At 65.4% G+C, this 20,250-nt stretch carries 16 protein-coding genes; 8 read left to right on the top strand and 8 right to left on the bottom strand.

All coding sequences use genetic code 11. From position 1 onward, the window contains the following. Window position 1: 1 nt before the first annotated feature. Window positions 2-826: an isocitrate lyase/PEP mutase family protein gene (locus AC1Z32_RS00380; RefSeq protein WP_483476736.1), complete on the bottom strand. Its 825-nt coding sequence runs from the start codon at window positions 824-826 to the stop codon at window positions 2-4. Window positions 827-964: 138 nt separating this feature from the next. On the opposite strand from AC1Z32_RS00380, the gene AC1Z32_RS00375 reads away from it, so the two are divergent. After that, on the top strand, window positions 965-1,720 hold the full coding sequence (locus AC1Z32_RS00375; RefSeq protein ID WP_483476735.1) for a COG4705 family protein: 756 nt from the start codon (window positions 965-967) through the stop codon (window positions 1,718-1,720). Window positions 1,721-1,807: 87 nt separating this feature from the next. Here AC1Z32_RS00375 and katG read toward each other — a convergent pair whose 3' ends face one another. After that, window positions 1,808-4,072, bottom strand: a complete 2,265-nt coding sequence (gene katG / locus AC1Z32_RS00370; RefSeq protein ID WP_483476734.1) for a catalase/peroxidase HPI — start codon at window positions 4,070-4,072, stop codon at window positions 1,808-1,810. A gap of 560 nt (window positions 4,073-4,632) precedes the next feature. On the opposite strand from katG, the gene AC1Z32_RS00365 reads away from it, so the two are divergent. Then, window positions 4,633-4,935: a toxin-antitoxin system TumE family protein gene (locus AC1Z32_RS00365; RefSeq protein ID WP_483476733.1), complete on the top strand. Its 303-nt coding sequence runs from the start codon at window positions 4,633-4,635 to the stop codon at window positions 4,933-4,935. Beyond that, window positions 4,932-5,414, top strand: a complete 483-nt coding sequence (locus tag AC1Z32_RS00360; protein ID WP_483476732.1) for an HVO_A0114 family putative DNA-binding protein — start codon at window positions 4,932-4,934, stop codon at window positions 5,412-5,414. Before AC1Z32_RS00365 ends, AC1Z32_RS00360 begins: the two co-directional genes overlap by 4 nt. 49 nt (window positions 5,415-5,463) lie before the next feature. On the opposite strand, the gene fae is transcribed toward AC1Z32_RS00360, so the two are convergent. Next, window positions 5,464-5,997, bottom strand: a complete 534-nt coding sequence (fae, locus tag AC1Z32_RS00355) for a formaldehyde-activating enzyme (RefSeq protein WP_483476731.1) — start codon at window positions 5,995-5,997, stop codon at window positions 5,464-5,466. A 317-nt stretch (window positions 5,998-6,314) separates the two neighbouring features. Here fae and AC1Z32_RS00350 point away from each other — a divergent pair, with 317 nt between their 5' ends. Continuing rightward, window positions 6,315-7,613 carry an MFS transporter gene (locus tag AC1Z32_RS00350; protein ID WP_483476730.1) on the top strand — a complete coding sequence of 433 codons (1,299 nt, stop codon included), beginning with the start codon at window positions 6,315-6,317 and terminating at the stop codon, window positions 7,611-7,613. Window positions 7,614-7,628: 15 nt separating this feature from the next. On the opposite strand, the gene AC1Z32_RS00345 is transcribed toward AC1Z32_RS00350, so the two are convergent. After that, window positions 7,629-8,339 carry a GntR family transcriptional regulator gene (locus tag AC1Z32_RS00345; RefSeq protein ID WP_483476729.1) on the bottom strand — a complete coding sequence of 237 codons (711 nt, stop codon included), beginning with the start codon at window positions 8,337-8,339 and terminating at the stop codon, window positions 7,629-7,631. Between the two features lie 170 nt (window positions 8,340-8,509). Between AC1Z32_RS00345 and AC1Z32_RS00340 the strand changes: the two genes are divergently transcribed. Together AC1Z32_RS00340 and AC1Z32_RS00335 are read left to right on the top strand one after the other, a co-directional pair. Next, window positions 8,510-9,418 carry a TauD/TfdA dioxygenase family protein gene (locus AC1Z32_RS00340; RefSeq protein WP_483476728.1) on the top strand — a complete coding sequence of 303 codons (909 nt, stop codon included), beginning with the start codon at window positions 8,510-8,512 and terminating at the stop codon, window positions 9,416-9,418. A 26-nt stretch (window positions 9,419-9,444) separates the two neighbouring features. Further along, a complete protein-coding gene (locus AC1Z32_RS00335; RefSeq protein ID WP_483476727.1) occupies window positions 9,445-10,872 on the top strand; it encodes an aldehyde dehydrogenase family protein in 1,428 nt (475 codons plus the stop codon). A 67-nt stretch (window positions 10,873-10,939) separates the two neighbouring features. Here the strand turns inward: AC1Z32_RS00335 and AC1Z32_RS00330 are convergent, their stop codons facing one another. Together AC1Z32_RS00330 and AC1Z32_RS00325 are read right to left on the bottom strand one after the other, a co-directional pair. After that, window positions 10,940-11,329 (bottom strand): BON domain-containing protein, encoded by a 390-nt coding sequence (locus AC1Z32_RS00330; RefSeq protein ID WP_483476726.1) that lies wholly within the window; start codon window positions 11,327-11,329, stop codon window positions 10,940-10,942. A 106-nt stretch (window positions 11,330-11,435) separates the two neighbouring features. After that, window positions 11,436-12,551, bottom strand: coding sequence for a porin (locus AC1Z32_RS00325; protein ID WP_483476725.1), 1,116 nt, complete (start codon window positions 12,549-12,551; stop codon window positions 11,436-11,438). A 320-nt stretch (window positions 12,552-12,871) separates the two neighbouring features. Here AC1Z32_RS00325 and AC1Z32_RS00320 point away from each other — a divergent pair, with 320 nt between their 5' ends. Further along, window positions 12,872-15,691, top strand: coding sequence for a winged helix-turn-helix domain-containing protein (locus tag AC1Z32_RS00320; protein ID WP_483476724.1), 2,820 nt, complete (start codon window positions 12,872-12,874; stop codon window positions 15,689-15,691). A 21-nt stretch (window positions 15,692-15,712) separates the two neighbouring features. Here AC1Z32_RS00320 and AC1Z32_RS00315 read toward each other — a convergent pair whose 3' ends face one another. After that, window positions 15,713-16,864, bottom strand: a complete 1,152-nt coding sequence (locus tag AC1Z32_RS00315; RefSeq protein WP_483476723.1) for an acyl-CoA dehydrogenase family protein — start codon at window positions 16,862-16,864, stop codon at window positions 15,713-15,715. Between the two features lie 17 nt (window positions 16,865-16,881). Beyond that, window positions 16,882-18,075, bottom strand: coding sequence for an acyl-CoA dehydrogenase family protein (locus AC1Z32_RS00310; protein ID WP_483476722.1), 1,194 nt, complete (start codon window positions 18,073-18,075; stop codon window positions 16,882-16,884). Between the two features lie 252 nt (window positions 18,076-18,327). Between AC1Z32_RS00310 and AC1Z32_RS00305 the strand changes: the two genes are divergently transcribed. Then, entirely contained in the window at window positions 18,328-20,232 is a 1,905-nt protein-coding gene (locus AC1Z32_RS00305; protein ID WP_483476721.1) for a feruloyl-CoA synthase, read from the top strand. The last annotated feature ends 18 nt before the right edge of the window (window positions 20,233-20,250 follow it).

Below are 20,250 nucleotides of genomic sequence, written 5' to 3'. Positions count from 1 at the left end.
ACTACGCGCGCCCGTCGAAAACTCCGTTGAGCTCGTTCCCGGCCGCGGCATCCCTGAACCCGTCGAAACGCCCATCGACAAGCCCTTGCGCCGCGCGCATGAACCCGCCCCACGCGGCGCGCGCCAGCGCCCCGCCTACGCTCACGCGGCGCACGCCGAACGCGGCCACTTCGCTCAACGTGAACTCCGACACACCGCCGATCAGCAGATTTACCGGCTTCGGCCCGACCGCCTTCACGACTGCCTCGATGTGTTCGCGTGTCTTGATGCCCGGCGCATAGAGGCAATCCGCGCCTGCATCGGAATACGCCTTGAGACGCGCGATCGCATCGTCGATATCGGGCTTGCCCGCGAAGAAATTCTCCGCGCGGCCGACGAGCAAGGTGTCGCCGCCGCTTTCATCGATCGCGCGCCGCGCCGCCTTCATGCGCTCCACCGCGACATCGACCGGAAAGAGCGGCGCCGATGCATCGCCCGTCGAATCCTCGATCGACAAGCCGGCAACGCCCGTCTGCACGGCCAGCTTCACGCTGTACGCGAGTTCATCCGGCGTCGCGCCAAAGCCGCTTTCGAAGTCCGCGTTCACCGGCAGATCGGTCGCTTCGACAATCTCGCGCAGATGAGCGAGCACCGCATCGCGCGCCACGTGGTTGTCCGCGCGGCCTCGCGACCAGGCGAAACCCGAGCTCGTCGTCGCGATCGCCTTGAAGCCGAGCGTCTCGAGATAGCGCGCGGAGCCGATGTCCCACGGATTGGGCAGCATGAAGCAACCGGATTCGTGCAGCGCGCGAAAAGCCGCGCGTTTCTCGGCGACGGTGCGGGGCATGGCGTGTCTCCTGTCGGTGAACGGGTCGGAACCCAGACGATACGCGATTCGCCGTGAACGCGTGAATCGCCGCTCACTAAGTCTCTCTTAAGCGAACGCCCACTAATCTGGAGCCTTTCCTTTCGCACGAGAGACGGCATGGAGCACGCAAAAAAAGCGCTCGCCAAGGTTCCCGAAGTGACCCTGGCGTTCTGGATCATCAAGATCGCGGCGACGACGCTCGGCGAAACTGGCGGCGACGCGCTCTCGATGTCGATGGGCCTCGGCTATCTGATGAGCACGTTCATCTTCGCGGTGGTGTTCATCGTGGCGGTGATGGCGCAGATCAAGGCGGACCGGTTTCATCCCGCGCTCTACTGGGTCACGATCATCGCGACGACGACAGTCGGCACCACGCTCGCCGATTTCGCCGACCGCTCGCTCGGCATCGGCTATGCGGGCGGCAGCGCCATCTTGCTCGCGTTGCTGCTCGCATCGCTGGGCGTGTGGTATCGCGTGATGGGCTCGGTGTCCGTATCCACGATCGCGTCGCCGAAAGCGGAGGCGTTCTACTGGATGACGATCATGTTCTCGCAGACGCTCGGCACCGCGCTCGGCGACTGGACCGCCGACAGCGCGGGCTTCGGCTACACGGGCGCCGCGCTGATCTTCGGGGGCCTGCTGTTGCTGATCGTGCTCGCGTACCGGTTCACCGACATCTCGCGCACCGCGCTGTTCTGGAGCGCGTTCATTCTGACGCGCCCGCTCGGCGCCGTCGTCGGCGATTTTCTCGACAAGCCCGTCGCCAATGGCGGGCTGGCGATGAGCCGTTACGGTGCGTCGATCGCGCTGTTGATGTTCATCGTCGTATGCGCGTCTCTCTTCAGGCAACGGCCCGCGCGCGTCGCGCATTGACGTGCGTCGCAAAAAGAAGCGGCGGTCCCGAAAGACCGCCGCTTTGCTCACGACCGCTTTACTGACTTCAGCAACCCGCGCCGACGTTCACTTCTTCAGATCGAACCGGTCGAGGTTCATCACCTTCGTCCAGGCGGCGACGAAGTCCTTGACGAACTTCTCCTTCCCGTCGCCGCTCGCGTAGACTTCAGCGAGCGCACGCAGCACCGAATGCGAGCCGAAGATCAGATCGACGCGGCTGCCGGTCCATTTCCGCTGCCCCGTCTTCCGGTCGCGCCCTTCGAACACATCGCGGCGTGACGACAGCGGCTGCCATTCCGTGTTCATGTCGAGCAGGTTGACGAAGAAGTCGTTCGTCAGCGTTTCGGGCTTGTCTGTGAAGACGCCGTGCGCATTCTTTCCGCCCGACACATTCAGCGCACGCAAACCGCCAATGAGCGCCGTCATTTCCGGCGCGGTCAGCGTCAGCAATTGCGCCTTGTCGATCAGAAGCGACTCGGCCGGCACCCGCACGTTGGCCTTGATGAAATTGCGGAAGCCGTCGGCGACCGGTTCGAGCGCCGAGACCGAAAGCACATCGGTTTTGTCCTGCGTGGCGTCCGTGCGGCCCGGCGTGAACGGCACGGTGACCTTCTGGCCGGCCTTTTCCGCCGCCTGCTCGACCGCCGCGCCGCCCGCCAGCACGATGAGATCGGCTATCGAGATCTTCTTGCCGCCGGATTGCGCTCCGTTGAACTCGCTCTGGATGCCTTCGAGCGTCTTCAGCACCTTTCCGAGCTGCTCGGGGTCGTTCGCTTCCCAGTCCTTCTGCGGTGCGAGGCGGATGCGCGCGCCGTTCGCGCCGCCGCGCTTGTCGGAGCCGCGGAACGTCGATGCCGCTGCCCACGCCGCCGCCACCAGCTCCGATATCGACAGCCCTGACGCGAGCACTTTCTGCTTGAGCGCCGCGACATCCTGATCATCGACCAGCGGATGGTCGACCTCGGGAACCGGGTCCTGCCAGAGCAGTTCTTCCGCCGGCACTTCCGGTCCGAGATAGCGTGCCTTCGGCCCCATGTCGCGGTGCGTCAGCTTGAACCACGCGCGGGCGAAGGCGTCGGCGAACTCGTCGGGGTGCTCCCAGAAGCGCTTCGAAATCTTCGCGTAGTCGGGATCGAAGCGTAGCGACAGGTCCGTCGTCAGCATCGTCGGCTTGATCTTCTTCGACGGATCGTACGCGTGCGGGATGGTTTCGCTCGAATCCTTCGCGACCCATTGATTCGCGCCCGCCGGGCTCTTCGTCAGTTCCCACTCGTAGCCGAAGAGAATCTCCCAGAAGCCGTTGTCCCACTTCGTCGGTGCGTCGGTCCACGTGACTTCCAGGCCGCTCGTGATCGTATCCGCGCCCTTGCCCGTGCCGTAGCCGCTCTTCCAGCCGAGGCCCATGTTTTCCAGATCGGCGGATTCCGGTTCGGGACCGACGTTGTCGGCCGGACCCGCGCCGTGCGTCTTGCCGAACGTGTGGCCGCCCGCGATCAGCGCGACGGTTTCCTCGTCGTTCATCGCCATGCGCGCGAAGGTCTCGCGGATGTCGTGCGCCGCGGCGAGCGGATCCGGATTGCCTTCGGGGCCTTCCGGATTGACATAGATCAGACCCATCTGCACCGCACCGAGCGGATTCTCCAGATTGCGGCCGTCTTCGGTGCGGCTGACTTCCTCGCCGTGCTTCTGTTCGTCGGCGGTGATCACGCCCTGGTCTTCGTCGTTGCCGGCGGCGCCCTTGCCGTAGCGGACATCGCCGCCGAGCCAGGTCTTTTCATTGCCCCAGTAGACGTCCTGGTCCGGCTCCCACGTGTCCTCGCGGCCGCCGCCGAAGCCGAAGGTCTTGAAGCCCATCGTTTCCAGCGCGACGTTGCCAGCGAGGATCATCAAGTCGGCCCAGGAAATGTTCTGGCCGTACTTCTGCTTGATAGGCCAGAGCAGACGGCGAGCCTTGTCGAGGCTCACATTGTCCGGCCAGCTGTTGACGGGCGCGAAGCGCTGCTGGCCGCGCCCGCCGCCTCCCCGGCCGTCGCCGATGCGATACGTGCCGGCGCTATGCCACGCCATGCGGATGAAAAGCGGTCCGTAATGGCCGAAGTCGGCAGGCCACCATTCCTGTGAATCGGTCATCAGGGCCGCGAGATCGCTCTTGACCGCGGCGAGGTCGAGGCTCTTGAACGCTGCGGCGTAGTCGAAGCCCGGGTCCAGCGGGTTCGACTTGCTGGAATGCTGATTCAGCAGATCCACTCGTAGTTGCTTCGGCCACCAGTCACGGTTCGTCGTGCCGGTACCGGCGGCATGAGTAAACGGACACTTCGATTCGTTTGACATGCGTTATCTCCTTGCGAGGACGTACCCACTAGTTGTTCTACGACTAACTACCATGGCGTCAGGTCCGCGCCGCGCGTGAACCTGGTCCGATAAGGGAGTTCGCGGCCTGCATCGGGCGACGTGCGAATCGTCCCGGCAGCCTTCTGCAACTTAAAAAATACGTGAGAGCGACGCTCAATAGAATGCGATTTTTGCAATGCCGCTGATAGGTGGCGGCTATAGGACGAAGGCGCGTCGGCGTGCCCGCGCTTGCTGCAGTGCAGGATGGCGGACAAGATTTTCATCGCGTAGTCGACCGACCTTCCTGACTTCGATTCGTCATGAAAGCGCCTCCCTGAAGGTGTAGGGATGAAACTCGACGGACCAGCGCATTCCGGCGCGCGTACGGCAGAGTCTTTCAGTCTAGCAGCGTCTCGCGGGCTTGGCAGGCGAAGTGCACGGGCGTCCCGGCGCGGTTTTGCCGATGGGCAAGCGCGCTGCGCGTCAAGTCGTCCGTTCGGCAAATGGTGGAACGCGAGCGGGTGTTGGAGCATTTGACAACATACTAGGGTGTTGTCAGAATGTCCAACACGAAGGCTCGTCTCATTGCGAAGGTACGCGAAGCGTATTCGCCCAATGCGTTCGTTGAAGTAACCATATGGCACGTTCCGCAGCCGGTTCGGGGTTGCGCTCATTCATACAAGTACAGGCTGGCGTACGTGGTATCGAACGAGTGCGTCCTGCGCTACGACAACGAGCAAGGAAAAGGCGATCATCGTCACTTTGTCGACGGCGAAACAGCTTATGAATTTTCATCGGTCGGGCAGCTTTATTCAGATTTCCTAACCGACATCAAGATTTGGAACAGATGGAGGTTGAGATGATGAAAACCGTGACGATTGGCATCGCTTCGCTGGAGGAAGTCGGCGAACGGGTCATGTCGGCCGTCAAAAGCGGCAAATTCCAGGGTCATTTCTTTTCCTACGCCACGCCCGAACTGCTCTTCCGCACCTTCACCACGCCGCGCTGGCAGATCATCCGCGCGATGACAGGCGCCGGCCCGATGTCCATCCGCGAGTTGTCGAGGCGGCTCGAGCGCGACATCAAAGGCGTGCATCGCGATGTGAAAGCGCTTCTCGAAGCCGGCCTGCTCGAGCACGACGAGCACGGCGCCATCGTTTTTCCTTACGACACCGTGCACGTCAATTTCACGCTGAAGGCGGCGGATCTCGCGCCCAACGCCGCCGCGCGAAGTCAGGCACGCGAAGCGCCCGGCGATGAAGCATCCGCGCAAACGCCGCGCGGCCCGCGTCGACGAGCGGCTCCGCGAAAGCGCGAGCCGCGTCCGGCCGGAAATCGCTGATCACGCAGAAACGGCCCGCGCAACGGCCGCCTGGCGCGTCGAGCGTACATCAGCTCCAGTCGTCCATATCGTGCTTGATGCTGTGACGATTCGCGATGAGCTCATCCACGCTCGGCTCGTTGTTCATCGCGCGCTGAATGGCGAGCTTCGTCGCTTCGTAGTTCGTGCGGTACATGTCCTTCTTGTCGAGGTTCGCGTCCGTCGCGCAACGCGGGTCGATCCACACGAGACTGATGATGCACAGATCGTTCGCCTGATCCTTCGGCAAGATGCCTTCTATCAGGCAGTCGACCACCGCGTCGGCCGTCGCCGACTGCACCACGCCGCCGAACAAATCGATGTTCGCCATGTCCTTGAGCGTCACCTTCGGGACGATCATCGTCGCGGGGCGCACCATCTGATTACATGCGCGGATCGCGAACATGGCCGTGTGTCCTTTCGACTGCGCCATCATGTTGGCGAACGCGTGGCCGACCGGCCCGTCGACCCGGCCGATAAGAATTTCAGGCATGGCGTCGGTCGCCTGTCCCGCCGCGGCCAATACGGTTGCTTCGCCTGCGCGGAACGTCAGATCCAGACTCATGAGCACTCTCCTTTTAGGGCTGAACGATGGTTCGATAGACCGAAGGGACCCACACATGCAAGGACGATGCCATCCTCGGCCGCCAGGCTGGACGGCGCATCGGGCAAGCCCGCGGCGACACACTGTTCTCGCCGCGTGACACACTGTGCGGAGCGGCGTTTTCCCTGTCCTCCCTGTTTCGGGTGGGGGTACTGCCCGGCAGCGGCACTTAACGTGACAAGCGTGCGGCATGCACTCCGCGCAAGCGAGCGCGGCCAAACCTACCTTGCACCTTGCGGCGGGCCTCGGCGCGCCGCATCTTTGAGCCGATCCGAACCATGAACTCACTCGACGGTTACCGGCCACGCGCGGCGTGGATGACGACCCTGATGCTGACGGCGCTTGCCCTCATCAACTTTCTCGACAAGATCGTGCTCGGCATGGTGGCCGTGCCGCTCATGCGCGATCTGAACCTGTCGCCGGCGCAATTCGGCGTCGTCGCGGGAAGCTTCTTCTGGCTGTTCGCCGTATCGACGGTGCTGGTCGGATTTCTCTCGAACCGCATTCCGACACGCTGGCTGCTGCTCGCGATGGGCGTGATGTGGGCCGTTTTGCAGATTCCCCAGGCGCTCTTCAGCAGCATGGCAGCGTTTCTCGTATGCCGCATCGTGCTCGGAGCGGCGGAAGGTCCGTTCTATCCGGTTTCCGTGCACGCCCTGTATAAATGGTTCCCCGACGAAAAGCGCAACATGCCGGTCGCATTCGTGAATCAGGGCGCGGTCGTCGGGCTACTGCTCGCGGGCCTGCTGATTCCGGTCATCACGCATCACTGGGGCTGGCGCATGAACTTCGTCGTGCTCGGCGTTATCGGCGCGGTGTGGAGCGTGTTGTGGCTGCTCGTCGGGCGCGAAGGCAAGCTCGTTCAGCGTCGGGGGCTTTCGAGCTCCGGCGCCGACGCGCCGCCTCAGAAAGTGCCTTACCGCAAGCTGCTGAGCAACCCGACCATCCTCTGCACGTTCTTCCTCGGCTTCGCCGGCTACTGGATGCTCGGCGCCAACATGACCTGGCTGCCCACGTATCTGGAAAAAGCGCTCGGCTTCTCCGGCATCGTGTCGGGACGCTGGTTCGCGCTCGTGATCGCCACGGCGGCGCCGTTCAGCCTCGGGCTCAGCTGGCTGTCGCAGCGCATGCTGGCGCGCGGCGCGTCGTCGCGCAGTGCGCGCGTGCGCTTGCTGTGCGCGGCGTTCGTCAGCGGCGCGTGCATGTTCTTCGTGTTGATGCTGCCAGGCCTCGCGCCCGTGCAGAAAGCCATCGTGTTCGCGCTGGCCGGCGGGCTGCCGAGCGTCTGTTTCGCGCTCGCGCCCGCGTTGCTGTCGGAAGTCGTGCCGGATTCCCAGCGCGGCGCGATCATCGGCATTCATACGGCGCTCGCGAGCACGGGCGCCGCGATCGCGCCGATGCTCGTCGGGCGGATCGTGCAGGCGAACGGCGGCGGCGCCAGCGCGCACGCGTACGAGCTGGGCTTCGCAACGAGCGCGATCATGTTGATCGCCGCCGCGCTCTTCGCGCTGCGCTGGCTGCATCCCGAGCGCTCGCCGCGCGCGTCGGGCGAACCCGTCGTAACGAGTGCCGCATGAGCACAACATGAGCGCCTAGCGCGACACCTTCGCCCTATAGGCAAAGCGATCGCCGCGAAACAGCAACTCGGCGCAGCACAGCGCGTTGCCCTGAATGTCGAAGGGCGTGCATCGGACGCGCAGAAGCGGCGTGCCCGGCTCCACCTTCAGCCGCCGCGCATGCTCCTTCGTGGCGGCAATCGCCGCGCTCTCGGTCTCGACATGCTTGAGCCGGTAGCCGAGGCGTTCCTCGAAGAGGCTCATCACGTCGTTCGTCTCCAGATCCTCGGCGACGAGCGCCTCGATGAGCCGCTCGTCGCCCATCACCATGAACACCGCCACCGGCACGGCATCCCAGAGCCGCAAGGTCGTGGCGCATACGAGCGTGTCCCCTTCTTCCAGGCCGAGCGCCCGCACCGCGAACGACGGCGCCGTGATCGGCCGCACCGACAATAGTTCGCCATGCGCGGTCTGGCCGCGCTTGCGCGCCGCTTCGTAAAAGCCCGTCAGTTGCCCGAGATCCGAGCGCTCGGCCGGACGCGTGACGAAACTTCCCTTCCCGTTGATCTTCTCGATCAGCCCGCCCGCGTGCAGCCCCGCGAGCGCCTGCCGGATCGTGATGCGGCTCACGCCGTATTGCGCGACGAGCTCGGCTTCCGAAGGCAGTTTGACGCCCGGCGCGAGATCGTTGGCGACGATCTGCTGGCGCAGCGCTTCTTCGATCTGCTTGAAACGAGGCTGTGTCATGGCGCCTTCTTTCCCTGTGCGATGGACGGAAACGATGACGACGATTGTAGCTGTCATAACAGGCTACGGGTTTTAACCGGTATACCTGTTATGACAGGTGGTGACACTATGCGAGGCGAGCATCGAGGCTCGCGCGCCTCTTTGGCGGCGCCGGATACAAAGGGGGAACCATGCAGCAAGCCGTATCGGCCATCGAAGCACGCGGGGCGGGCGCTTCGGCGCACGAAGGCTGGCCTTTCGCCGTCGAGCAGGCCACGCCCGCGATCGGCGCGTTTATCGGCGGCATCGACCTGCGCGAGCCGCTCGACGAGCCGACGTATCTCGCGCTGCGCCGCGCGCTCATCCGCTACAAGGTGCTGTTCTTCCGCGATCAGGACATCACGCCCGCTGCGCACGTGGCGCTGGCGCGGCGCTTCGGCAAGCTCGAGATTCATCCGGTGTTCGCTCATCATCCGGATCATCCGGAGCTCGTCCTCTTCGACAAGTCCGACAAGAAGCGCGGCCGCGAAAACATCTATCACAGCGACGTTTCATGGCGCGAAGTCCCGTCGATGGGCTCGATCCTCCGATGCGTCGAATGTCCGCCCACCGGCGGCGACACCATCTGGGCGAACATGGCGCTCGCCTACGAGAACCTGCCCGGCGACGTAAAAGCGCGTCTCGACGGCCTGCTCGCGGTGCACGACATGATGCCGCTGTTCGGCGCGGCGCTCCCGCCCGAGCAGCGCATCACGCTGCGCGCGCAAAACCCGGCCGTGACGCATCCGGTCGTTCGCAAGCATCCCGAATCCGGCGAGAAGATTCTTTTCGTCAACGAAGCCTTCACCACGCATTTCGCGAACTACTCGGAGATCGCCGGCTATCGCTTCGGCTTCGATCTCAAGCTCGCCGAAATGGACCTGCTTCAGTACCTGTTCCGTCAGGCGGCCGCGCCGGAATATCAGGTGCGCCTCAAATGGGAGCGCAACACGATCGCGTTCTGGGACAACCGCGCGGCGCAGCACTACGCCGTGCAGGACTACTACCCCGCCGTGCGCCGCATGATGCGCGCGACGATCATCGGCGATCGCCCGGTCTGATCGCATCACCACGCAATGGAGAAGTCGTGAAAGAGTTGAACAGGTTTTATATCGGCGGACGGTGGGTCGAGCCCGCCGCCGGCGCGAAGTTCGCCGACATCGTCAATCCGGCGACGGAAGAAGTCGTCGGCCGCGTGGCGATGGGCACGAGCGCGGATGTCGATGCCGCCGTCGCCGCGGCGCGCGCCGCGTTTCCCGCGTGGTCGCGCACGAGCGTCGAAACGCGCGCGGCGCTGCTCGGAAAGATCATGGCGCTCTACAAGGAGCGCATCGGCGCGCTCGCCGATGCCATCACCACGGAAATGGGCGCGCCCGCATGGCTCGCCCGCGAGCGGCAGGCGCCCGCCGGGCTCGGCCAGTTTCACGGCACGCTGAGCGCGCTGCAGAGCTTCCCGTTCGTCACCGCGCGCGGCGCCACGCAGATCGTGCGCGAGGCGGTCGGCGTCGCGGCGTTGATCACGCCGTGGAACTGGCCGCTCAACCAGATTGCCGCGAAGGTCGCGCCCGCGCTCGCGGCGGGCTGCACCATCGTGCTGAAGCCATCGGAGATCACCCCGCTCGACGCCGAAGTCTTCGCGCAGATCCTGCACGATGCGGGCGTCCCCGCGGGCGTGTTCAACATGATTTACGGCGATGGCGCCGAGATCGGCGGCGCACTTGCGAGTCATCGCGGCGTCGACATGGTGTCGATCACCGGTTCGACGCGCGCGGGTGTGGATGTCGCGATCAAGGCCGCGCCGACCGTGAAGCGCGTCACGCAGGAGCTCGGCGGCAAGTCGCCGAACCTGATCCTCGACGACGCCGATCTGAAGAGCGCGGTATCGCATGGCGTGATTTCCTGCATGATCAACTCCGGTCAGACCTGCATCGCACCGACGCGCATGCTGGTGCCGAAGACGCTGCACGAGCAGGCCGTGGCCATTGCGGCGGCGACCGCGAACGCATTGACGGTCGGCGACCCGCTCCTTCCCGATACCAAGGTCGGGCCGATCTCGAACCGCCGCCAATACGAGCGCGTGCAGCAGATGATCCAGCGCGGCATCGACGAGGGCGCGACGCTCGCCGCCGGCGGCGTCGGGCGTCCTGCCGGGCTCACGCGCGGCTTCTATACGCGTCCGACGGTGTTCGCGAACGTGCATAACGACATGAGCATCGCGCGTGAGGAGATTTTCGGGCCGGTGCTGGTGATGATCCCGTACGCGAGCGAGGAAGAAGCCATCGACATCGCCAACGATACGGATTACGGGCTCGCGGCCTATGTGTCGTCGGCGGACCCGGCGCGCGCGCGGCGCGTGGCGGATCGCCTGCGCGCGGGCGCGGTGATGCTCAACAGCGCCTCGATCGATCTGAACGCGCCTTTCGGCGGCTACAAGACCTCGGGCAATGGACGCGAGTTCGGCGACCACGGTCTTTCCGAGTTCCTCGAAACGAAGTCGATCGCGGGCTGTGCCTGACGCGCGATGACGTAAAAAAGCGCGGCGGGCTGCCCCGTCGCGCTGATCGGACTGGATTCGTTCCGCGTCAGAAGGTCGAGAGGGTCAGCGTGTTGCGCACCGATTTCACGCCTTGCACGCTCTGCGCCGCCCGCGTGGCCTGATCGATCTGCGCTTCCTCCGGCACCCAGCCTTCCAGCAGCACGTCGCCAGCCGTCGCGCGCACCGTGATGCCGCTCGGGCGCAGGCCTTTTGCCTTGCCGAGCGCGGTGAGGACACGCCGGCGCAGCGCGCGGTCAGCCGCTCTCGACGACTTGCTCGCGCTGGCCGCCGGTGCCGGTGCGGGTGCCGATGCCGATGCCGATGCCGCAGCAGACGCAGCCAAAGGCGCCGACGCGGTGTTTTGCGCATGTACGTGGAACGCTGCGCTCACAGCGGCGATGCAGATCACCGTTTGCGCGGCTCGGATGAATTTCAAGGTGTGGATTGTTGCCATGGTCGTTGTAACGATGTCAGATGCGATGAAATCCGAAACGCGCACTCCGCCGCGCCCGCAAGCCCGGCGAAAGTGCGCACGAAGCAAATCAGAAGCGATGCGACATGCCGACGCCGACGAGCGTCTGCTTCTCGCCTGGTCCGACGGCCGTGAGGCCCGGCCAGGTTGTCGTCGCGAGACCGTTGTTCTTCATGTAGCCCGCACGCGCATAGAGGGACGTGCGCTTGGAGAGCGCGTGGTCCGCGCCGACCTGCACGCCCCAGGTGTTGTCATGCACGCCGCGCACGAGGCGCTGGAAGCCGGCGACTTCGATGGCGTCGGCGGGCGTGGCCTGAATCGTCGCGCCAACTTCCATGACGCTGAACGGATGCGCCGCATTCAGCCGCGCGGCGACGGAGCCCGCGGCCGGGTCTTGCGGCTTGTGATACGTGTAGTTCAACTGCAGATTCACGATACCGACCCGGTATGCGAGCGCACCCGTGAAATGCTCGACCGAAACCGTGTTGACCGTGGCCGGCAGCCCCGGAATGCTCTTCGAGCCAGCATGCTGGAACTGATAGGACAGGCCCGCGTAAAGCCCGTAGCCCGAATATGTTCCGGCGATGTCCAACATGTTGCCGGTGGTCTGCGGATACGGCTGTGTAACGGAAGCCGCGAGCGCATACATGCTCCAGAGCTGGAATCCGCTGATATTGGGCGACTTATAGACGATCGCGTTGCTCGAACGTCCGCCGCCGGTTTGCGTGGCGATCGTGTTGCGGTCGAACGACGTGGACGCCGCCGCGAGCGGCGAGAGCACCTCGTTCGCGCGGAACGGATCGGTCGGATAAAGCGACCAGAAAGTCGGCTGATATTGCCTGCCCAAAGTCAGCGAACCGTATTTTTCGTGCGCCAGGCCAACCCACGCCTGACGATAGAACAGCGCGCTGGAATCCGCGAAGAAAGTGCCGTTATTGATGTTGAATCCGTTCTCGAGCGTGAAGACGGCCTTGAGACCACCGCCGAGATCTTCGCTGCCCTTGAGGCCGAACATCGAACTGCTGTTGCCGCCGCTACGCATCGACCAGGATTGCGTGCCGCCGTTGTTGAACCATTGAAAGAAAGCATCGGCGACGCCGTAGAGCGTGACGCTGGACTGCGCGGACGCACCGCTGGCCGCAACCGCGAGCGCCGCACCGGCAACGCTCTTCCTGATGAAACGCATGAGTGTCTCCTCGTCTTGGGTTTCTGCTCTGTCCGGCGCGCGCAATCGATTCGCGTAACACGCACCGACGCCATGCCGACCCATTCCGACGCAGTGTTGCAGGGGAGCACGCGCGCACCACTACCCGAACCGAGTGGGCACGGGAATACCCGAGTTCGTTCGTTACCCAAACTACCGTCTACCGTCCGTGCAGACGGCGGGCAAAAGCGCCGTGATCCGATAAATCCACGGACGGCCATACGCGTGTTCCCTAACGCGCGGCACGCATCGTGAGCGTAGAATCAACGGCAAAAAAACCACATTGACGACGCAGGTGTTTGATGACTGAAACCATCCTCCTTCGCAATCCGAATCATATCGGGCACGACTCGGCACCGCTGTCCGCGTCCCAGCCAGTCGAATCCGCCTGCGCGTCGCCGCGCGTATCGACGCGCGTCGTGGGCCGTGAACGGCTCGTCGCGCAGCTGATCGAAGCGCGCCGCAAGCGCTGCATTGTCATGCAAGGTCCGGCGGGCTATGGCAAGACGACCGCTCTCATCGCGTGGCGCGAGGCGCTGTATCCGCTCGCGTTTCAGGTGGCGTGGCTCACGCTCGCCGACGAAATCGACGACCTCGCCCGCTTTCTCGACGCCCTCGCCGCGAGTCTCGCGCAAGTCGATCCGTCGATCTCGCGCGACGCCGCGCTGCTCGGCGGCCGCGGCATGGACGACGAAGCGGTCGAGCGCACGATCATCGCGCTCGTGCGTGGCATCGCGAGCCGTCAGGGCGATCTCGTTCTCGTTCTCGACGACCTGCACTGCCTGACCGACCGGCGCTGCCATCGGTCGCTGCAATGGCTCCTCGATTACGCGCCGCCGAATCTGCACGTGGTGCTGGTGTCGCGCGGCGCGATTCCGTTGTCGGTGGGGCGCATTCGCGATGCCGGTCTGCTGCTCGAGCTCGATATGCGCGACCTGCGCTTTTCGATGGCCGAATCCAGGGCGTTCCTGAAGTCGCAATGTCCCGAGATCGGTTCGCGCGACGCGCGCCAGATGCACGAGATGACCGACGGCTGGGTCGCCGGCCTGCAACTGATGGTGGTCGGCGCGAAGCGCAGGAAAGCGGCGCCTTCCCGGCTCGCGCCGGACGAGACCTTTGCGGGCACGCAGCTTCTCGATGTCCACACCTTCGCCGAATTCTTCGAGCGCGAAGTGCTGTCACGGCTCGCCGCGAGCGAAGTCGAGCTGCTGGTGCGCATGGCGGTGTGCGATCGGCTCTGCGCGCCGCTGTGCGTGGCGCTGCTCGGCGGCACGGATCAGCTCGAGAGCGTGCTCAAGCTGCTCGCGCGCCTCGAAAGCGACAATCTCTTTCTCGCGCCCGCCGGTCACGATGCGCATCACGCGTGGTATCGGCTGAACCCGCTGTTCCGCGAAACCCTGCTCGGGCGCTTTGCCGCGCGCAGCGAAGTGCAGCAGCGGCAGGTGCATCAGGCGGCGTGGCAGTGGTTTCGCCAGCACGACCACGCCGATGAAGCCGTGCGTCATGCCGTCCTCGCGGGCGAACCTGCCGCAGCGGCGGACCTCATCGCGCGCATCGCCCGAAGCCTGCAATTGCGCGGTGACCTGCGCAAGGTCGTCGCGCTGATGCGCCTCTTGCCGCAAGCGGAGATTCAGGCGCGCGTCGGCCTGCGGCTGTGGATGATCCATCTGCATCTGTATGCCCGCGAGTTCGACGCATGCGCCGATGCGATAGAACGCCTGCAGACCGATCTCGCGCCGGACGATGTGCATTCACGCTACCGCCTGACGCTGCTCGAAGGCGCGCTGGCGGTTCAGCGCGACGATCTCGACGCCGCCTGCGCACTGCTGCCCCGCCTGCTTGCGCTGCCTCCTGACGCGCAAGGCGTCATCGTCGGTGCGCATAACAATCTGCTCTCCTGGGTTCACGCGCGGCGCAGCGACTTCGACGAAGCGCGCCGCATCCAGACGGGCCGCGCGCCCGCGCTTCCCGACGGCACGCCGATCATGGGCACGTCGGCGGGCGTGCTGAGCGGGCGCGCGCTCGCGGGCTTCAGCCATCTGCTCCAAGGCGACCTGCTGCAAACCGAGCGCGTGTGCCGCGACGTGTTTTACGAAGCCGAGCAGCGCGGCAGCGCGGCGGCCGAGGCGTCGGCGCTCGCTGCCGCGCTGCTCGGCGAAGTGCTCTATGAATCCGGCGATGCGGAGCAGGCGCGCACGCTGCTCGAAGAACGTCTCGACGTGATCGAGCGCGTGTCGTTTCCCGATTCGGTGATGAGTGTGCTGACCGTGCTGTCGTCATCGCATTGGCTGGCGGGTCATCGGCTCGATGCGATCGCGTGCCTGGATCGTCTCGAAGACTACGCGGCACGTCACGATCTGCGCCACGTGCTCGCGCATTGCCTCGCGCAGCGCGTTCGACGCGACCTGCAACGCGGCCAGTTCGATGCCGCTCAAGAACACATGGCGCGGCTCGATGCATTGGCCGCGCGCGCGGAATCGCTCGCCGAGGCCGCGCCGCACTTTCAGGTCGCGGCGCAGCAGGCGCACGTCGACTGGCGCCTCGCCCACGAGGACTATGAGGCGGCGGCGCATGCGCTGTCATCGTTGATCGAGCTGTGCCGCGAGCGCGGCTGGCAACGGCGTCTCGCCTTCTTCGAAGCACAGAAGGCCGTCGTGGCCTGGTGCCGTGGCGATGCCGTGTCGGCCCGCAAGCTCATGCTGTCGGCCATGCGCAGCGGGCATCGCCTGGGCCTCGTGCGCACGCTGCTCGACGCCGATCCCGCCGTTGCGGACCTCATCAGCCGCGTGGCGCGCGACGAACCGCAGGACGCGGTGCTCCAGTTCTACGCGGATCGCCTGCGCGAGGCACACGCCCGCGCCACCGCAACGCCGCCGGGATCGGGGAAGGCGGGCGCGCGTTCGGCGGACGCCAGGGCTCACGACGTACTGAGCGCGCGCGAATCGAAAGTGCTGAGCCTGCTTGCGCAGGCGCTGCCGAACAAGAAGATCGCCCGGACGATGGGCATTTCGCCTGAGACCGTCAAATGGCACCTGAAAAACATCTACAGCAAGCTCGGCGTGTCGAGCCGCGATGAAGCCGTTGCGCGCTCGCGGGATCTCGCGCTGGGCGACGGCGCGTGATCCCGTGTGCGTGCGTGCGCATCACGCGATGATCGCGCGCATGCTGGCGTCGATCGGCAGGCTGGCGAGCACGTCGGCATGAAAGTCCGCATCGCCCAGGCGCAGCGACGACGCCGTCAGATACTTGAAGTAGTCGCCGACACCCAGCTCCGCCGTGACGCCCATGCCGCCGTGCAACTGCACGGCCTGTTCGCCGACGAAACGCGCCGCGCGGCTCACGATCAGCTTCGCCGACGAGATCATGCGGCGCCGCTCGGCGGCATCCGTTTCGTCGATCGCCGATGCCGCCAGATGCGCCATCGACAGCGCGAGTTCCTTCTGCACGAGCATGTCCGCCATGCGGTGACGCAACGCCTGGAAGCGCCCGAGCACTTGCCCGAACTGCTTGCGCGTGCGCAGATAGTCGGCGGTCATGTCGATCAGCCGCTCCATCGCGCCCGCGTTCGACGCGCACAGCGCCGCGATGCCCAGTTCGAGCGCCGCTTCGAGCATTGCTTCGCCGCGCGGGTTGTCGCCGAGCAATGCGCTGTGCGGCACATGCACCGCCTGCAGCGTGACCTCGGCGGCGCGCTCGCCGTCGAGCGTCGGATAGGCGCGGATCGCCACGCCCGGCGCCGACACCGGCACGGTGAACAGCGACATCGCCTGCGCCGACCTATTCCACGCCGATACGATCAGCGACTGCGCGGCCTCGCCGTGCCACACATGCACCTTGCGGCCATCGAGCACGAAGCCGCCGTTCTCGAGGCACGCAACCGTCGACGGGCGCGCGAAGTCGTAGCGCGCGCCCGCCTCCTGATACGCGAGCGTCACGATCTCGCGGCCCTCGGCTATCGCGGGCAGGCACGCTTGCCGCTGCGCCGCGGTGCCGAAGCGCTGGATCAGACCGGCCGCCATCACCGCGCAAGGAATCAGCGGCTCGGGAAGCAGCGCACGGCCCGCTTCGAACTGCACCGCAAAGGTATCGGTGGCGTTGCCGTCGAAGCCGCCGTGATCGGACGAGATGTTCAGGCCCAGCAGGCCGAATTCCGCATACACGCGCCACGCGTCGCGGCTGAAACCCTCCGGCTCGCGCACGGCCTTGCGGCGCGCGTCGATCGGATAGCGCTCTTCGGTGAAGCGCCTCAGGCTATCCGCGAGTTGGCGCTGCTCTTCGCTATATGAAAAGTCCATCTTGCCGCCTGCCTGTCTTAGAGGTCGAGGATCGCTTTCGCGATGATTTCCTTCTGCACTTCGTTCGTGCCGCCGTAGATGGTCGGCTTGCGCATGTCGAGATAGAAACTGCCGACGTTCGCGCCGTAGCCGGGCTCGGGCGTCCAGCCATCGAAGCCGTCCGCGAGCCAGCCGGGCGAGAACGGCAACGCGTTCGGCCCGGCGATATCGACGTGCAGCGCCGACAACGCCTGCTGCAACTCCGAGCCGCGAATCTTGAGAATCGACGACTCGACGCCCGCGCCGCGCTGGCTCGCCTCCGACGCCACGCGCATCAGCAGCATTTCCAGCGCGATGACTTCGGCCTCGATGCGTGCGATCTTTTCGCGGATGCGCACGTCGTCCGCGAGCGGCTTGCCGTTTCTGCGCTCGCGCTGCGCCAGCGCCTTCGCGTAACGCAATTCCCGCCGGCAATGCCCGATGCCCGCAATGCCCGTGCGCTCGTGGCCGAGCAGGTACTTCGCGTAAGTCCAGCCATGGTTCTCCTCGCCGACGAGATTCGCGGCGGGCACTTTTACGTCGTCGAGCCAGACCTCGTTGACATCGGCGGCGCCTTCGAGCGTATCGATCGGGCGCACGGTGATGCCCGGCGTCTTCATATCGATGAGCAACAGCGAAATGCCGTTCTGCTGCTTCGCCTCGGGATCCGTGCGCGCGAGGCAGAACATCCAGTCGGCGTGCTGCGCGTATGTGGTCCAGGTCTTTTGCCCGGTCACGATGTAATGGTCTCCTTCGCGCACCGCCCGCGTCTTGAGCGAGGCGAGATCCGAGCCCGCGCCCGGTTCGGAATAGCCCTGACACCACCAGTCCTCCGCCGCGAGAATGCGCGGCAGGTAGCGCGCCTGCTGCGCGGCGCTGCCGAACTTCATCAGCACGGGGCCGATCATGTTGAGGCCGAACGGGAGCTGGCGCGGCGCGCCCGCCAGGCCGCATTCGATGTCGAACAGCAAGCGCTGCAGCGCACTCCAGCCGGTGCCGCCGAACTCGGCAGGCCAGCCGGGCGCACCCCAGCCGCGCGCATGCAGGATGCGCTGCCACCGGACCGTATCGTCCCGTTCGAGATGACGATGATTCAGCACCTTGTCGCGCAGATCCTGCGGAATATGGTCGCGCAGGAACGCGCGCACTTCCTCACGAAACGCGAGATGCTCTTTCGAATAGCTGAGTTTCATTGAACGGCCTCGTTGATACGTTCCCGTCGATGCCCGTCGATGCGCATCCAGACGGAATCACGATACGCGGCGCGGCCAGCCGGACCGCCACCCACCTCGGGTGGTCACGTGCCGGCGCGCCTTCCCTATTCTTCGATCAAGGGCAAAGCGATCTCGCCGCAAGGCGTCATCGACAAATCAGCGGCCGGAGTACGGCGCGCGGCTTCGCGGCCGCATCCGGCAAAAAACATCCAGGCTCAGGAGACAGACGGAATGAGCACGCTCGAAGCAAGCGGCAAGGTGGCACTGTCTTATCGTCCTGTGCGGTTTCCCGAGCGGCAAACGCTCGTCGAGCATCGCGCGGACGGCACGTTGATTCTCCGTAGCGCTCGCGCGCTGCCTCGTATCGAACAGCGCTCGTTCGCGGATTTCGTTCCGCTCTGGGCCGCGCAACGCGGCAACACTGCGGCGTTCTGCGAGCGCGATAAAAACGGCGCGTGGCGCTCGCTCAGCTGGAGCGAGTTGTGGCGTCAGGTGCGGACCGTCGCGGCCGCGCTGCTGGACATGGGGCTGAACGCGCAACGTCCGCTCATGCTGCTGTCCGGCAATTCCATCGAGCAGGCCGTGGTGCTGCTGGCGGCGGAATACGCGGGCGTTCCGGCGGCGCCGGTATCGCCCACTTACGCGCTCATGAGCAAGGACTTCGCACGCCTGAAGGCGATTCGCGAGATGGTTCCGCCCGGCGCGGTGTTCGTGCAGTCCGTCGCCCCGTATGCGCGAGCACTCGCGGCACTCGATCTGAAGGACGCGCCGGTCATCGCGGTGGAAGGCGCGCAGGACGGACAGCATGCGTGGGAAGCGCTCACGCGCCGTCCGCTCGATGAAGCGAATCTGCGCGCCATCGAGCGCGCGCATGCATCCATTCGGGACGACGACTCCGCCCGCCTGCTCTTCACGTCCGGTTCCACCGGCTTGCCGAAGGCCGTGCGGCTCACGTACCGCAATCTCGGTGCGGTCGCCGCCTATTACTCCGATGGTTTCGCGTGGCTGCTCGAAGCTCAGCCCGTGTTTCTCGACTGGCTGCCCTGGCATCACGGCCTCGGCGGCGTGCTGCACCTCGGCCGCGCGATCCAGTTCGGCGCGACGCATTACATCGACGACGGCCGGCCCGCGCCCGGCATGATCGAACGCACGGTGCGCAATCTGCGCGACGTATCGCCGACCATTTTCACGAGCGTGCCGTCCGCATGGACCGTGCTCGCCACCGAGCTCGAACGCGATCAGCAACTCGCCGAGAGCCTCTTTGCCAAAGCGAGTTTCTTCGGCTACGGCGGCGCGAGCATGCCGGTGGAAGTGTGGAAGCGCATTCAGAACGTCGCGGAGAAAACGATCGGCGAGCGCATCACGTTCTGCACGGGCCTTGCATCGACGGAAACGTCCGGCATGGGCACGTATTGCAGCTGGCCGACGGATACGCCCGGCAATATCGGCACGCCCGCGATCGGCTCGGAAGTGAAACTCCTGCCGCTCGAAGGCGGAGATGGCCGCTATGAAATCCGCTTGCGCGGCCCGAATGTGTTCGGCGGCTATATCGGCCAGCCGGAACTGACCGCCGCCGCGTTCGACGAGGAAGGTTTTTTCTGCTTCGGCGATGCCGTGCGTCTCGCCGATCCTGCGGACCCGTCGAAGGGCATGATCTTCGCGGGCCGCACCGTGGAGGATTTCAAGCTCGCGAACGGCTCGTGGGTGCGCACCGGCGCGCTGCGGCTCGGCCTGCTCGACTGCTGCGCCCCGCTCCTGTCCGACGCCGTGATCTGCGGTCATGACCACGACTACCTCGCCGCGCTCGCGTGGCCGAACGTCGCGGCGTGCCAGCGCATCGCGCCCGAGCTCGCCTCGCTCGACGCGGCTGCGCTCGTCACGCATCCGCTCGTCGTCGCCGAATTGAGCCGGCGTCTCGAACGACAGAAAGCGGGCGGCGCGACGCTCGTGATCGAGCGGCTCATGCTGATGGCCGAGCCGCCCTCGCTCGACGCCAACGAAATTGCCGACAAGGGCTACGTCAATCAGGCCATCACGCGCGCGCGCCGCGCCCACCTGATCGACGCGTTGTATCAGGCCGAACCGGCTGCGCATATCGCGTGTAACGGGCACTCGCCGCGCCACGCGAACAACTAAGACCCAACCTCCCAGGAA

The sequence above is a fragment of the Caballeronia sp. 11_S32 genome (assembly GCF_056930355.1).
Note: the sequence above shows the minus strand (reverse complement) of the source record. Positions and strands in the feature narration are given on the sequence as shown.